Source organism: Kocuria sp. CH-021 (assembly GCF_049716185.1).
Lineage (GTDB): Bacteria > Actinomycetota > Actinomycetes > Actinomycetales > Micrococcaceae > Kocuria > Kocuria cellulosilytica.
The window spans coordinates 267188-279364 of the sequence record NZ_JBNAFK010000001.1 but is presented as its reverse complement, the minus strand read 5'-3'; the positions used below and the strand labels follow the sequence as shown (position 1 = coordinate 279364).

The window sequence follows — 12177 nt, the reverse complement described above, 5'->3', positions numbered from 1 at the left end:
GTCACCCCGCACCCGGACGCGGGGGGGGGGGGGGGGCCCGGCGGGGGGGGGGGGGGGGGGGGGGGGGGGGGGGGGCCGCGGGGGGGGGGGGGGGGGGGGGGGGGGGGGGGGGGGGGGGGGGGGGGGGGGGCCCCGGGCCCCCCGCGGCCCGCGCTCACAGCGCGGTGGTGCTGCCGCCGGCGGCGGCGATCTTCTCCGCGGCGGAGCCCGAAAAGGCGTGCGCCTTGACGTCGACCGCGACCGCGATCTCGCCGGAGCCCAGCACCTTGACGGGCTGGTTCTTGCGGACGGCGCCGCGGGCCACGAGCGTGTCCACGGTCACCTCGCCGCCCTCCGGGAAGAGCTCGGTGAGCTTGTCCAGGTTGACGACCTGGTACTCCACGCGGAACGGGTTCTTGAACCCGCGCAGCTTGGGCAGGCGCATGTGCAGCGGCAGCTGCCCGCCCGCGAAGCCCGCCTTGACCTGGTAGCGGGCACTGGTGCCCTTGGTGCCGCGGCCGGCGGTCTTGCCCTTGGAGCCCTCACCGCGACCCACGCGGGTCTTGGCGGTCTTCGCGCCCGGGGCCGGACGCAGGTGGTGCACCTTGAGCGCGTGCACCTTCTCGTTGCCCTGAGCGGTGCTCGGGGCGGTGTTCTCAGCAGTGTTCTCTGCCATGGTTACTTGGCCTCCTCGACCTTGACCAGGTGGGCGACGGTGTTGACCATGCCCGCGGTCACGCCGTCGGCCTTGCGGACCACGACGTTGCCCGGCCGCTTGAGGCCGAGGGACCGCAGGGTGTTCCGCATGTTCTGCTTCTGGCCGACCACCGACCGGACCTGCGTGATGCGCAGCTCCGTGCCGTCGGGCTGGATACGCTTGCCGGACATCAGGCACCTGCCTTCTGGATCGAGCGCAGCAACGGACCGGGGACGACCTCGTCCATCGGCAGCCCACGACGGGCCGCGACGGCCGCCGGCTCCTCGAGCTGGCGGAGCGCCTCGATGGTTGCGTGCACGATGTTGATCTGGTTCGACGAGCCGAGGGACTTCGACAGCACGTCGTGGATGCCGGCGCACTCGAGCACGGCGCGGACCGGACCACCGGCGATCACACCGGTACCCGGGGTCGCCGGGCGCAGCATGACGACACCGGCGGCGGCCTCGCCCTGCACGCGGTGCGGGATGGTGCGGTCCTCGATGCGCGGGACGCGGAAGAAGTTCTTCTTCGCCTCCTCGACGCCCTTCGAGATCGCGGCCGGCACCTCCTTGGCCTTGCCGTAGCCGACCCCGACCATGCCGTTGCCGTCGCCGACGACGACGAGGGCGGTGAAGCTGAAGCGACGACCGCCCTTGACGACCTTGGAGACGCGGTTGATGGTCACGACGCGCTCGAGGAACTTGTCCTTCTCCTCGTCGCGGCCGCCGCGGCCGCCGCGGCCGCCGCGCTCACCACGGCCCCCGCGCTCACCGCGGCCGCCGCGCTCACCACGGCCCCCGCGGTCGCCGCGGGAGTCCTGGGAACGGGTGGTCTCGGTAGTCTGCTGGGCCCCGGTCGCCTCCGTGGAGGCGGTGCTCGCTTCGGTCACCTGGGTTTCCTTCTCGTTGTTCTGCTCACTCACAGTGCCAGACCTCCTTCGCGGGCGCCGTCGGCGACAGCCGCCACGCGACCGTGGTACTTGTTGCCGCCGCGGTCGAACACGACGGCCTCGACACCGGCGGCCTTGGCGCGCTCGGCCACGAGCTCACCCACGCGCTTGGCCTTCGCGGTCTTGTCCGCGTCGGCACCGCGCAGGTCGGCCTCCATGGTCGAGGCCGAGGCGACGGTGACACCCTGGGTGTCGTCGACGACCTGGACGAACACGTGGCGGGCCGAGCGGTTGACGACCAGGCGCGGGCGCGCGGCCGTGCCGGCCAGGTGCTTGCGCACCCGGGCGTGGCGGCGGCTGCGGGCGGCGGCCTTGGACTTGCCCTTGATCTTCAGAGCCATGATTACTTACCAGCCTTTCCGGCCTTGCGGCGGATCTGCTCGCCGGCGTACCGCACGCCCTTGCCCTTGTAGGGCTCGGGGGCGCGGAGCTTGCGGATCTTCGCGGCGACCTCGCCGACCTGCTGCTTGTCGATGCCGTTGACCGAGAGCTTGTTGACGCCCTCGACGGCGAACGAGATGCCCTCCGGGGCCTTGAAGGTGATCGGGTGGCTGTAGCCGAGGGCGAACTCGAGGTCCTGGCCCTTGGCCTGCACGCGGTACCCGGTGCCCACGATCTCGATGCCCTTGGAGTAGCCCTGGGTGACGCCCTGGATCATGTTGGCGATCAGGGTGCGGGTGAGGCCGTGCAGCGAGCGGGACTCGCGCTCGTCGTCGGGTCGGGTGACGGTGAGGGTGCTGTCCTCGAGCGCGACGGTGATCGGGCTGGCAACGGTGTGCTGCAGCTCGCCCTTGGCGCCCTTGACGGAGACGACGTTGCCGTCGACCTTGATCTCCACACCGGCCGGCACAGAGATGGGGAGACGTCCGATACGTGACATGTTCTCTTCCTTTCTGTTCCGGGTTACCAGACGTACGCGAGGACTTCGCCGCCCACGCCCTTCTTCGCGGCCTGCTTGTCGGTCAGCAGCCCGGAAGAGGTGGACAGGATGGCGATGCCCAGGCCGCCCAGGACCTTCGGGAGGTTGGTGGACTTGGCGTACACGCGCAGGCCCGGCTTGGAGATGCGCCGGACGCCCGCGATGGAGCGCTCGCGGTTGGGGCCGAACTTCAGGGAGAGCGTCAGGGTCTTGCCGACCTCGGCCGCCTCCTCCTTGTAGTCCGCGATGTAGCCCTCGGCCTTGAGGATGTCCGCCACGCGGGCCTTGAGCTTCGAGTACGGCATGCTCACGGAGTCGTGGTAGGCGGAGTTGGCGTTGCGCAGACGCGTCAGCATGTCCGCGACAGGATCTGTCATTGTCATTTTGGGGGCACGTGCCCTTCCTCGTCCCGGTTTCCGCACCTGGCGGCGCCCGTGGGCGCCCGGCCGGACCTGGAACGTAGCGAGATTAGTTGGTCTTGAAGGGGAAACCGAGCGCCTTCAGCAGCGCGCGGCCCTCGTCGTCGGTCTTCGCGGTGGTGACCACCGTGATGTCCATGCCACGGACCCGGTCGATGCGGTCCTGGTCGATCTCGTGGAACATGGACTGCTCGGTGAGGCCGAAGGTGTAGTTGCCGTTGCCGTCGAACTGGCGGTCGGACAGACCGCGGAAGTCGCGGATGCGCGGCAGGGCCAGGGTCACCAGGCGGTCGAGGAACTCCCACATGCGGTCGCCGCGCAGCGTGGTGTGCGCACCGATCGGCATGCCCTCGCGGAGCTTGAACTGCGCGATGGACTTCTTCGCACGGGTCACGAGCGGCTTCTGGCCCGTGATGGCGGTGAGGTCGCGGACGGCGCCGTCGATGAGCTTCGAGTCCTTCGCGGCGTCGCCGACGCCCATGTTCACGACGACCTTGACGACGCGCGGGATCTCCATGACGTTGCCGTAGCCGAACTGCTCCTGCAGCGCGGGGACGACGGTCTCCTGGTACTTGTCCTTGAAGCGCGGGGACACGCTGATCTCGGTGGTTTCGGTCATCACAGGTCCTTGCCGGTGCTCTTGGAGACGCGGACGCGGACGGTCTTCTGGCGTCCGTCGCGCTCCACGGTCTCGGTGCGGTAGCCGACGCGGGTCGGCTTGTTGGTCTCCGGGTCCACGAGCGCCACGTTGGACACGTGGATCGGGGCCTCGACCTTGTCGATGCCGCCGGCCTCGCCCTGCATGGAGGCCTTGCGGTGGCGGGTGATCACGTTGATGCCCTCCACGACCACGCGGGAGGTCTCGGGGATCACGCGCAGGACCTTGCCCTGCTTGCCCTTGTTGTCCTTGCTGCCGGAGATGACCTGCACCAGGTCGCCGGTCTTGATCTTGAACTTCGCCATGGTCAGAGCACCTCCGGGGCCAGCGAGATGATCTTCATGAACTTCTTGTCGCGCAGCTCGCGGCCCACGGGGCCGAAGATGCGGGTACCACGGGGGTCACCGTCGTTCTTCAGGATCACTGCGGCGTTCTCGTCGAACTTGATGTAGGAGCCGTCCGGACGACGGCGCTCCTTCTTGGTGCGGACGATGACGGCCTTGACCACGTCGCCCTTCTTCACGTTGCCGCCCGGGATCGCGTCCTTGACGGTGGCGACGATGATGTCGCCGATGCCTGCGTAGCGACGTCCGGATCCACCGAGAACACGGATGGTGAGGATTTCCTTCGCACCCGTGTTGTCGGCGACCTTCAGTCGCGACTCCTGCTGAATCACTGATTACTCCTGTCGTCACGCCGGTTCCAACACCGATCGAGAGCACGGTGCGGGCCTTGCGGAACAGCTTGTCGGATGATGTGCCCTCCCCCGGCGTCGCACGCCGGACCGGGCCAGCCCTCCATGCCAGGAGCATCTGAACCCGCCACCAGGTGGCACGGGGGCGCCCTGCACGCGGTCATTATGCGCTGGCACGAAGAGCTGTGGGTCGTACGGGCGGACAAATCGGCCCATACAAGCTCACCAGCCTAGCACAGCGGAGAGGCCCTCCGTGCGGGGCGGTGAACGGAGGACGGCCCGCCCCTCGCGCGGAGGGACGGGCCGTCACGGCCGTGGCCGGCTCTAGCGAGCCAGGCTCACTTGGCCTTCTCGAGGATCTCCACGATCCGCCACCGCTTGGTGGCGGACAGCGGGCGGGTCTCGGAGATCAGGACGAGGTCGCCGACGCCGGCGGTGTTCAGCTCGTCGTGGGCCTTGACCTTCGAGGAGCGCCGCATGACCTTGCCGTACAGCGAGTGCTTGACGTTGTCCTGCAGCTGGACCACGACGGTCTTGTCCATCTTGTCGGAGACCACGTAGCCACGACGGCTCTTGCGGTCACCGCGCTCGGCGGCCTGCTCGGCCCCGTTGTTGATCTGCTCGGTCACTTGGCGTCCTCCTCGGAGGTGTTCTCGGCGGTGTTCTCGGCGTCGCCCGCCTGGGGCCGGATGCCGAGCTCGCGCTCGCGCAGCACCGTGTAGATGCGCGCGATGTCGCGCTTGACGGCCTTGAGGCGGCCGTTGTTCTCGAGCTGACCGGTTGCGGACTGGAAGCGGAGGTTGAACAGCTCCTCCTTCGCCTTGCGCAGCGCCTCACCCAGAGAGTCCTTGTCGAGGGCCGCGAGGTTCTCGATGCTCAGATCCTTGGATCCAACAGCCATTCTCATTCACCACCTTCGCGACGCACGATGCGTGCCTTCATCGGGAGCTTGTGGATCGCCAGCCGCAGGGCCTCGCGCGCGACCTCTTCGGAGACACCGGAGAGCTCGAACATCACGCGCCCGGGCTTGACGTTGGCGACCCACCATTCGGGGGAGCCCTTGCCGGAGCCCATGCGGGTCTCGGCGGGCTTCTTGGTCAGGGGGCGGTCCGGGTAGATGTTGATCCAGACCTTGCCGCCACGCTTGATGTGGCGGGTCATGGCGATACGCGCGGCCTCGATCTGACGGTTCGTCACGTAGGCCGGCGTGAGCGCCTGGATGCCCCACTCGCCGAAGGCGACGGTGGTGCCGCCCTTGGCAGCGCCCGACCGCTTCGGGTGGTGCTGCTTGCGGAACTTCACACGACGTGGGATGAGCATTTACTTACCACCCTCTGCGTTGGTCGCCCCCGCGGCCGGGGCCGGGGAGGCGGCGGAGTCGTTGCGCTCACGGCGTCCGCCACGGTCGTTACGGTCGGTGCGACGGCGGTCGCCGCCGCCGCGACGCTCGCCGGGACCGCCACGACGGTCACGGTCGCCGCCGCGGCCGCGCGAGGGAGCGGCGGCCTGCTGGGCCGCCAGTTCCTTCGCGGTCAGGTCGCCCTTGTAGATCCAGACCTTCACGCCGATGCGGCCGAAGGTGGTCTTGGCCTCGAAGAACCCGTAGTCGATGTTCGCCCGCAGGGTGTGCAGGGGCACGCGTCCCTCGCGGTAGAACTCCGAGCGGCTCATCTCGGCGCCGCCGAGGCGGCCGGCGCACTGGATCCGGATGCCCTTCGCGCCGGCGCGCTGCGCCGACTGGATGGCCTTCTTCATGGCGCGGCGGAAGGCCACGCGGGAGGCGAGCTGCTCCGCGACGCCCTGGGCGACCAGCTGGGCGTCCACCTCGGGGTTCTTGACCTCGAGGATGTTCAGCTGGATCTGCTTGCCCGTGAGCTTCTCGAGCTCGCCGCGGATGCGGTCGGCCTCGGCGCCGCGGCGGCCGATGACGATGCCGGGGCGGGCGGTGTGGATGTCCACGCGCACGCGGTCCCGGGTCCGCTCGATCTCGACCTTGGAGATGCCGGCCCGCTCCATGCCCGTGGACATGAGCTTGCGGATCTTGATGTCCTCACGGACGTAGTCCTTGTAGCGCTGGCCCTCCTTGGTGGAGTCCGCGTACCAGTGCGACACGTGGTCGGTGGTGATGCCCAGCCGGAACCCGTGCGGGTTGATCTTCTGTCCCACTTAGCGGACCTCCTCGCTGTCAGGGCTCGCCACGATCACGGTGATGTGGCTCGTGCGCTTGTTGATGCGGTAGGCGCGGCCCTGGGCCCGCGGCTGGAACCGCTTCATGGTCGGACCCTCGTCGACGAAGGCCTCGCTCACCACGAGCTCCTCCTCCTTGAACGGCAGGCCGTCGCGGTCCGCCAGCTGGCGCGCGTTGGCGACCGCCGACTGGAGGACCTTGAACACCGGCTCCGAAGCACCCTGGGGGGCGAACTTCAGAATCGCCAGAGCCTCATTCGCCTGTTGGCCACGAATCAGGTTGACGACGCGCCGGGCCTTCATAGGCGTCACGCGGATGTAGCGCGCAGATGCCTTGGCTTCCATTGCTTTCCTTCTCTCGTCTTCTCGAAGTGCTCACGCTGCGGGATCCCGGAGGATCAGCGGCGCTTGCCCTTCTTGTCGTCCTTCACATGGCCGCGGAAGGTCCGCGTGGGGGCGAACTCGCCGAGCTTGTGCCCGACCATCGACTCGGTGATGAACACGGGGATGTGCTTGCGTCCGTCGTGCACGGCGATCGTGTGCCCCAGCATGTCGGGGACGATCATCGAGCGGCGGGACCACGTCTTGATGACGTTCTTGGTGCCCTTGTCGTTCTCCTTGGCGACCTTCAGATAAAGGTGCTGATCGACGAAAGGGCCCTTCTTCAGGCTGCGTGGCATGTGTCAGGCTCCTTAGCGCTTGTTCTTGCCGGTACGACGACGGCGGACGATGAGCTTGTCGCTCTCCTTGTTGGGGCGGCGGGTGCGGCCCTCGGGCTTGCCGTTCGGGTTGACCGGGTGGCGGCCACCGGAGGTCTTGCCCTCGCCACCACCGTGCGGGTGGTCGACGGGGTTCATGACCACACCGCGGACGGTCGGGCGGACGCCCTTCCAGCGGTTGCGGCCGGCCTTGCCCCAGTTGATGTTCGACTGCTCGGCGTTGCCGACCTCGCCGACCGTGGCGCGGCAGCGCACGTCGACGTTGCGGATCTCGCCGGAGGGCAGCCGGAGCTGGCCGTACTTGCCCTCCTTGGCCACGAGCTGCACGGACGCGCCGGCGGAGCGGGCGAGCTTGGCGCCGCCGCCCGGACGGAGCTCGACGGCGTGGATCACGGTGCCGACGGGGATGTTGCGCAGCGGCAGGTTGTTGCCGGGCTTGATGTCGGCGCCGGGGCCCGACTCGACGACGTCGCCCTGGGAGAGGCGGTTCGGCGCGATGATGTAGCGCTTGGAGCCGTCCACGAAGTGCAGCAGCGCGATGCGCGCCGTGCGGTTCGGGTCGTACTCGATGTGCGCGACCTTGGCGTCGACGCCGTCCTTGTCGTGGCGACGGAAGTCGATGACGCGGTACTGGCGCTTGTGCCCGCCACCCTTGTGCCGGGTGGTGATGCGGCCGGTGTTGTTCCGCCCGCCCTTCTTGGGCAGCGGCCGGACCAGCGACTTCTCGGGGGTCGTGCGCGTGATTTCTGCGAAGTCGGCAACGGAGGAGCCGCGACGGCCCGGGGTTGTCGGCTTGTGCTTACGGATAGCCATGTGTCAGTTCCTCGTTAAAGTGGTCTCCGCTCAGGCGAGCGGACCGCCGAAGATGTCGATGGTGCCTTCCTTCAGGGTCACAACGGCACGCTTGGTGCCCTTGCGCTGACCCCAGCCGAAGCGCGTGCGCTTCCGCTTCCCGGCACGGTTGATGGTGTTCACGGACTCGACCTTGACGCCGAAGATCTGCTCCACGGCGTACTTGATCTGCGTCTTGTTCGAGTCGGACGCCACGAAGAACGTGTAGCGGCCCTCGTCGATGAGCCCGTAGGACTTCTCCGAGACGACCGGCGCGATGATGACGTCCCGGGGATCCTTGATGGTGGTCGCGCTCACTTGGCGTCCTCCTGCTTCTTCTTGCTGGCGGCCGCCACGAAGGACTCGAACGCGTCCTTGGTGAAGACCACGTCGTCGGAGACCAGCACGTCGTACGTGTTGAGCTGGTCCGCGTAGAGGGTGTGCACGTCGTCGAGGTTGCGCACCGACAGCGCGGACACGTCGTCCGAGCGGTGCAGCACGACCAGCAGGTTCTTGCGGTCGGAGAGTCCGCGCAGCGTCTCCCGGGCGGTCCTCGTGTTGGGCACGGCGCCCTCCACGATCGACTCGACCACGTGGATGCGGTTGTTGCGCGCCCGGTCCGAGAGGGCTCCGCGCAGGGCGGCGGCCTTCATCTTCTTGGGGGTGCGCTGGCTGTAGTCGCGCGGGGTGGGGCCGTGCACCACGCCGCCGCCGGTCATGTGCGGGGCGCGGATCGAGCCCTGGCGCGCACGGCCGGTGCCCTTCTGCTTGAAGGGCTTGCGGCCGGCACCGGAGACCTCGGCGCGGTTCTTGGTCTTGTGCGTGCCCTGGCGGGCCGCGGCCAGCTGAGCGACGACGACCTGGTGCAGCAGGGGCACGTTGGTCTGGACGTCGAAGATCTCGGCGGGCAGTTCGACGTTGACGGTCTGAGTTGCCATGGTCTGATCAGGCTCCCTTCACTGCGGTGCGGACGAGGACGACCGAACCCTTGGGGCCCGGCAGGGCACCCTTGATGAGCAGCAGGGAGTTCTCGGCGTCCACGGCGTGAACGGTGAGGTTCTGCGTCGTGTGACGGACGGCGCCCATGCGGCCCGCCATGCGCATGCCCTTGAACACGCGAGCGGGGTAGGACGCGCCGCCGATGGATCCCGGCTTGCGGTGGTTCTTGTGGGCACCGTGGGAGGCGCCGACGCCGGAGAAGCCGTGGCGCTTCATGACACCGGCCGTGCCCTTGCCCTTGGTCTTGCCGATCACGTCGACCTTCTGGCCGGCCTCGAAGAGCTCGACGGAGAGCTCCTGGCCCAGCTCGTAGGTGTCCGCGTCGGCGGTGCGCAGCTCCACGACGTGGCGGCGCGGCGTCACGCCGGCCTTCTCGAAGTGGCCGGCCAGCGGCTGGGTGACCTTGCGGGGGTCGATCGCACCGAATCCGATCTGCACGGCGGAGTAGCCGTCCCGGTCCTGGTTGCGCAGCTGGGTCACGACGTTGGAGTCCGCCTTGACGACGGTCACCGGCACGAACTTCCCGTTCTCGTCCCAGACCTGGGTCATGCCGAGCTTCGTGCCCAGCAGGCCCTTCACCTGGCGTTCGAAAGTGGTAGTCATTGGGATGCGATCCTCTTTACAGCTTGATTTCGATGTTCACGTCAGCCGGCAGGTCGAGGCGCATGAGCGAGTCGACGGCCTTCGGCGTGGGGTCGATGATGTCGATCAGCCGCTTGTGCGTGCGCATCTCGAAGTGCTCACGGCTGTCCTTGTACTTGTGCGGCGAGCGGATGACGCAGTACACGTTCTTCTCCGTGGGCAGCGGCACGGGGCCGACCACCGTGGCGCCTGCGCGCGTCACCGTCTCAACGATCTTCCGGGCCGAGACGTCGATGACCTCGTGGTCATAAGACTTCAGCCGGATGCGGATTTTCTGTCCCGCCATGGCGTCGTGACTCTCTTTCTTGAACGTACTTCCCTGTGACGGAGCCTGGGGACTCCTTGTGCATGGCGCCGCCTGGTGGGCGCCCCTCCACGCAGACTGAATCCGGAAGGATCCGGGTTCCTCACCCTGCTGGAGCTCCGACCCCCGAACTCGGGCGTGTCGCCTCGTGCAGAACACGAGGGCGCACCGGGTCCGCTACTCGGGGTGGGCTGTATGTGGTCCGTGCGTGGCAGCTTCCACGAGCTGCTGGCCCCCGGTTCTGCTTCGGGACCCGGTGGTGTCCTGGGGTCTGCCGGTTCGAACCGTTGAGAGCACGCGTCGGCGCTTGAACAACGTCCTCCATCCTGCCAGAGATGGCAGACCGGCGCAAACGCGCGGCCGCGCCTCCGGGACCGGGCTCGTGCGGATCCGTGCCGGATCCGTGAGCCTTTCGCAACCCCCGCCGGCGCCCGCGGCCGTATCCTGGCCGCGTCCGCACACCGACATCCGCAGGAGATGGGTCCCATGCTGTCCACCGCGCGACTGATCGCGATCGTTCCCGTCCGGGAGCTCGACCGCGCCCGGCAGTTCTACCACGAGACGCTGGGTCTCTCCCCCGGCCCCGACCTCGAGGCCGACAGCGTGCTGCTCAGCGAGGACGGGCACACCGGTCTGCAGCTGCTGCTGCGTCCGGACGCACCGGCGTCGGAGCTGACGCAGGCCAGCTTCGAGGTCGACGACGTCGAGGCCGCGGTGCGCGAGCTCGAGGGCCGGGGCGTCCGGTTCCAGGACTACGACCTGCCCGGCCTGCGGACCGTGGACCACGTCCTCACCGCCGAGGGCATGAAGGCGGCGTGGTTCACCGATTCCGAGGGCAACGTCCTCTGCCTGCACCAGCTCACCGGCTGAGCGCGGCGAGCCGGACCGGGACGCGCGGAACCCCCCGCCACTCCAGGAGCGGCGGGGGGGTTCCGGGCGGATCGAGCAGTCCGGGGACTACTTGTTGATCTTGGTGACGCGACCCGAGCCCACGGTGCGGCCACCCTCACGGATGGCGAAGCCGAGGCCCTCCTCCATGGCGATCGGCTGGATCAGCGCGACCGTCATCTCGGTGTTGTCGCCGGGCATGACCATCTCGGTGCCCTCGGGCAGCGTGATGACGCCGGTGACGTCGGTGGTCCGGAAGTAGAACTGCGGACGGTAGTTGGAGTAGAACGGGTTGTGGCGGCCGCCCTCCTCCTTGGAGAGGATGTAGACGTTGGCCTCGAAGTCGGTGTGCGGGGTGATGGAACCCGGCTTGCACACGACCTGCCCGCGCTCGACGTCGTCACGCTTGAGACCGCGCAGCAACAGGCCGCAGTTCTCGCCCGCCATGGCCTCGTCCATCTGCTTGTGGAACATCTCGATGCCGGTGACCGTGGTCTTCTGGACCGGACGGATGCCGACGATCTCGACCTCGGAGTTGATGGGCAGCGTGCCGCGCTCGGCGCGGCCCGTCACCACGGTGCCGCGGCCGGTGATGGTGAAGACGTCCTCGATCGGCATGAGGAACGGCTTGTCCATGTCGCGGACGGGGTCGGGGACGTTCTCGTCGACGGCCTCCATGAGCTCCTCGACCTTGGCGACCCACTCGGGGTCGCCCTCGAGTGCCTTCAGCGCCGAGACGCGGACGACCGGCGCGTTGTCGCCGTCGAAGCCCTGGTCGGAGAGGAGCTCGCGCACCTCCATCTCGACGAGGTCCAGCAGCTCCTCGTCCTCGACCATGTCGGACTTGTTCAGGGCCACCAGCAGGTAGGGCACGCCCACCTGGCGGGCGAGCAGCACGTGCTCGCGGGTCTGGGCCATGGGGCCGTCCGTGGCGGCGACCACGAGGATGGCACCGTCCATCTGGGCCGCACCGGTGATCATGTTCTTGACGTAGTCGGCGTGGCCCGGGGCGTCCACGTGAGCGTAGTGACGCTTCTCCGTCTGGTACTCGATGTGCGCGATGTTGATGGTGATGCCGCGCTGCTTCTCCTCCGGGGCGGAGTCGATGGCGCCGAAGTCGCGCTGCTCGTTGAGGTCCGGGTACTTGTCGGCCAGGACCTTGGAGATGGCAGCCGTGAGCGTCGTCTTGCCGTGGTCGACGTGGCCGATGGTGCCGATGTTGACGTGCGGCTTGCTGCGCTCGAACTTGGCCTTCGCCATGGTTGTTCCTCCTAGAACATTTGTCGAAACTT

22 protein-coding genes are annotated in these 12177 nt (G+C 68.3%); 1 reads left to right on the top strand and 21 read right to left on the bottom strand.

From position 1 onward, the window contains the following. Positions 1–154: 154 nt before the first annotated feature. The 20 genes from rplO to rpsJ form a co-directional block, all read right to left on the bottom strand. Entirely contained in the window at positions 155–655 is a 501-nt protein-coding gene (rplO, locus tag ACPYN7_RS01315) for a 50S ribosomal protein L15 (protein WP_082696880.1), read from the bottom strand. A gap of 2 nt (positions 656–657) precedes the next feature. Continuing rightward, positions 658–867: a 50S ribosomal protein L30 gene (gene rpmD / locus ACPYN7_RS01310; protein WP_017833313.1), complete on the bottom strand. Its 210-nt coding sequence runs from the start codon at positions 865–867 to the stop codon at positions 658–660. Further along, positions 867–1598 (bottom strand): 30S ribosomal protein S5, encoded by a 732-nt coding sequence (gene rpsE / locus ACPYN7_RS01305; RefSeq protein ID WP_058872537.1) that lies wholly within the window; start codon positions 1596–1598, stop codon positions 867–869. Before rpsE ends, rpmD begins: the two co-directional genes overlap by 1 nt. Then, on the bottom strand, positions 1595–1966 hold the full coding sequence (gene rplR, locus ACPYN7_RS01300) for a 50S ribosomal protein L18 (RefSeq protein ID WP_058872536.1): 372 nt from the start codon (positions 1964–1966) through the stop codon (positions 1595–1597). Before rplR ends, rpsE begins: the two co-directional genes overlap by 4 nt. A gap of 2 nt (positions 1967–1968) precedes the next feature. Beyond that, positions 1969–2505 carry a 50S ribosomal protein L6 gene (gene rplF, locus ACPYN7_RS01295; RefSeq protein ID WP_058872535.1) on the bottom strand — a complete coding sequence of 179 codons (537 nt, stop codon included), beginning with the start codon at positions 2503–2505 and terminating at the stop codon, positions 1969–1971. 23 nt (positions 2506–2528) lie between these two features. After that, on the bottom strand, positions 2529–2927 hold the full coding sequence (rpsH, locus tag ACPYN7_RS01290; protein WP_017833309.1) for a 30S ribosomal protein S8: 399 nt from the start codon (positions 2925–2927) through the stop codon (positions 2529–2531). Between the two features lie 85 nt (positions 2928–3012). Next, positions 3013–3582, bottom strand: a complete 570-nt coding sequence (rplE, locus tag ACPYN7_RS01285) for a 50S ribosomal protein L5 (RefSeq protein ID WP_017833308.1) — start codon at positions 3580–3582, stop codon at positions 3013–3015. Then, complete coding sequence (rplX, locus tag ACPYN7_RS01280; protein ID WP_058872534.1) at positions 3582–3926, bottom strand: 50S ribosomal protein L24; 345 nt, start codon at positions 3924–3926, stop codon at positions 3582–3584. Before rplX ends, rplE begins: the two co-directional genes overlap by 1 nt. Positions 3927–3928: 2 nt before the next feature. Then, entirely contained in the window at positions 3929–4297 is a 369-nt protein-coding gene (gene rplN, locus ACPYN7_RS01275) for a 50S ribosomal protein L14 (protein WP_017833306.1), read from the bottom strand. A 356-nt stretch (positions 4298–4653) separates the two neighbouring features. Further along, positions 4654–4944 (bottom strand): 30S ribosomal protein S17, encoded by a 291-nt coding sequence (gene rpsQ, locus ACPYN7_RS01270; RefSeq protein WP_424346454.1) that lies wholly within the window; start codon positions 4942–4944, stop codon positions 4654–4656. Next, on the bottom strand, positions 4941–5216 hold the full coding sequence (rpmC, locus tag ACPYN7_RS01265; RefSeq protein WP_058872532.1) for a 50S ribosomal protein L29: 276 nt from the start codon (positions 5214–5216) through the stop codon (positions 4941–4943). The genes rpsQ and rpmC overlap by 4 nt, the downstream gene beginning before the upstream one ends. Positions 5217–5218: 2 nt before the next feature. Further along, complete coding sequence (gene rplP, locus ACPYN7_RS01260) at positions 5219–5635, bottom strand: 50S ribosomal protein L16 (protein ID WP_017833303.1); 417 nt, start codon at positions 5633–5635, stop codon at positions 5219–5221. Next, a complete protein-coding gene (rpsC, locus tag ACPYN7_RS01255) occupies positions 5636–6481 on the bottom strand; it encodes a 30S ribosomal protein S3 (RefSeq protein WP_058872531.1) in 846 nt (281 codons plus the stop codon). Further along, the gene (gene rplV, locus ACPYN7_RS01250; protein WP_017833301.1) at positions 6482–6847 is read right to left on the bottom strand and encodes a 50S ribosomal protein L22; all 366 of its coding nucleotides are present in this window, start codon (positions 6845–6847) and stop codon (positions 6482–6484) included. 53 nt (positions 6848–6900) lie between these two features. Beyond that, a complete protein-coding gene (gene rpsS / locus ACPYN7_RS01245) occupies positions 6901–7182 on the bottom strand; it encodes a 30S ribosomal protein S19 (RefSeq protein ID WP_058859361.1) in 282 nt (93 codons plus the stop codon). Positions 7183–7194: 12 nt separating this feature from the next. Continuing rightward, positions 7195–8034 carry a 50S ribosomal protein L2 gene (gene rplB / locus ACPYN7_RS01240; protein ID WP_058872530.1) on the bottom strand — a complete coding sequence of 280 codons (840 nt, stop codon included), beginning with the start codon at positions 8032–8034 and terminating at the stop codon, positions 7195–7197. Positions 8035–8064: 30 nt separating this feature from the next. Then, positions 8065–8370 (bottom strand): 50S ribosomal protein L23, encoded by a 306-nt coding sequence (gene rplW / locus ACPYN7_RS01235; protein ID WP_058872529.1) that lies wholly within the window; start codon positions 8368–8370, stop codon positions 8065–8067. Continuing rightward, complete coding sequence (gene rplD, locus ACPYN7_RS01230) at positions 8367–8990, bottom strand: 50S ribosomal protein L4 (RefSeq protein ID WP_424346453.1); 624 nt, start codon at positions 8988–8990, stop codon at positions 8367–8369. The genes rplW and rplD overlap by 4 nt, the downstream gene beginning before the upstream one ends. Before the next feature lie 7 nt (positions 8991–8997). Beyond that, entirely contained in the window at positions 8998–9654 is a 657-nt protein-coding gene (gene rplC, locus ACPYN7_RS01225; protein ID WP_017833296.1) for a 50S ribosomal protein L3, read from the bottom strand. Positions 9655–9670: 16 nt separating this feature from the next. Continuing rightward, positions 9671–9979 (bottom strand): 30S ribosomal protein S10, encoded by a 309-nt coding sequence (rpsJ, locus tag ACPYN7_RS01220; RefSeq protein WP_003803825.1) that lies wholly within the window; start codon positions 9977–9979, stop codon positions 9671–9673. 504 nt (positions 9980–10483) lie between these two features. On the opposite strand from rpsJ, the gene ACPYN7_RS01215 reads away from it, so the two are divergent. After that, positions 10484–10867, top strand: a complete 384-nt coding sequence (locus ACPYN7_RS01215) for a VOC family protein (RefSeq protein ID WP_368824738.1) — start codon at positions 10484–10486, stop codon at positions 10865–10867. Between the two features lie 87 nt (positions 10868–10954). Here the strand turns inward: ACPYN7_RS01215 and tuf are convergent, their stop codons facing one another. Next, a complete protein-coding gene (gene tuf / locus ACPYN7_RS01210) occupies positions 10955–12145 on the bottom strand; it encodes an elongation factor Tu (protein ID WP_058872527.1) in 1191 nt (396 codons plus the stop codon). Positions 12146–12177 lie beyond the last annotated feature (32 nt).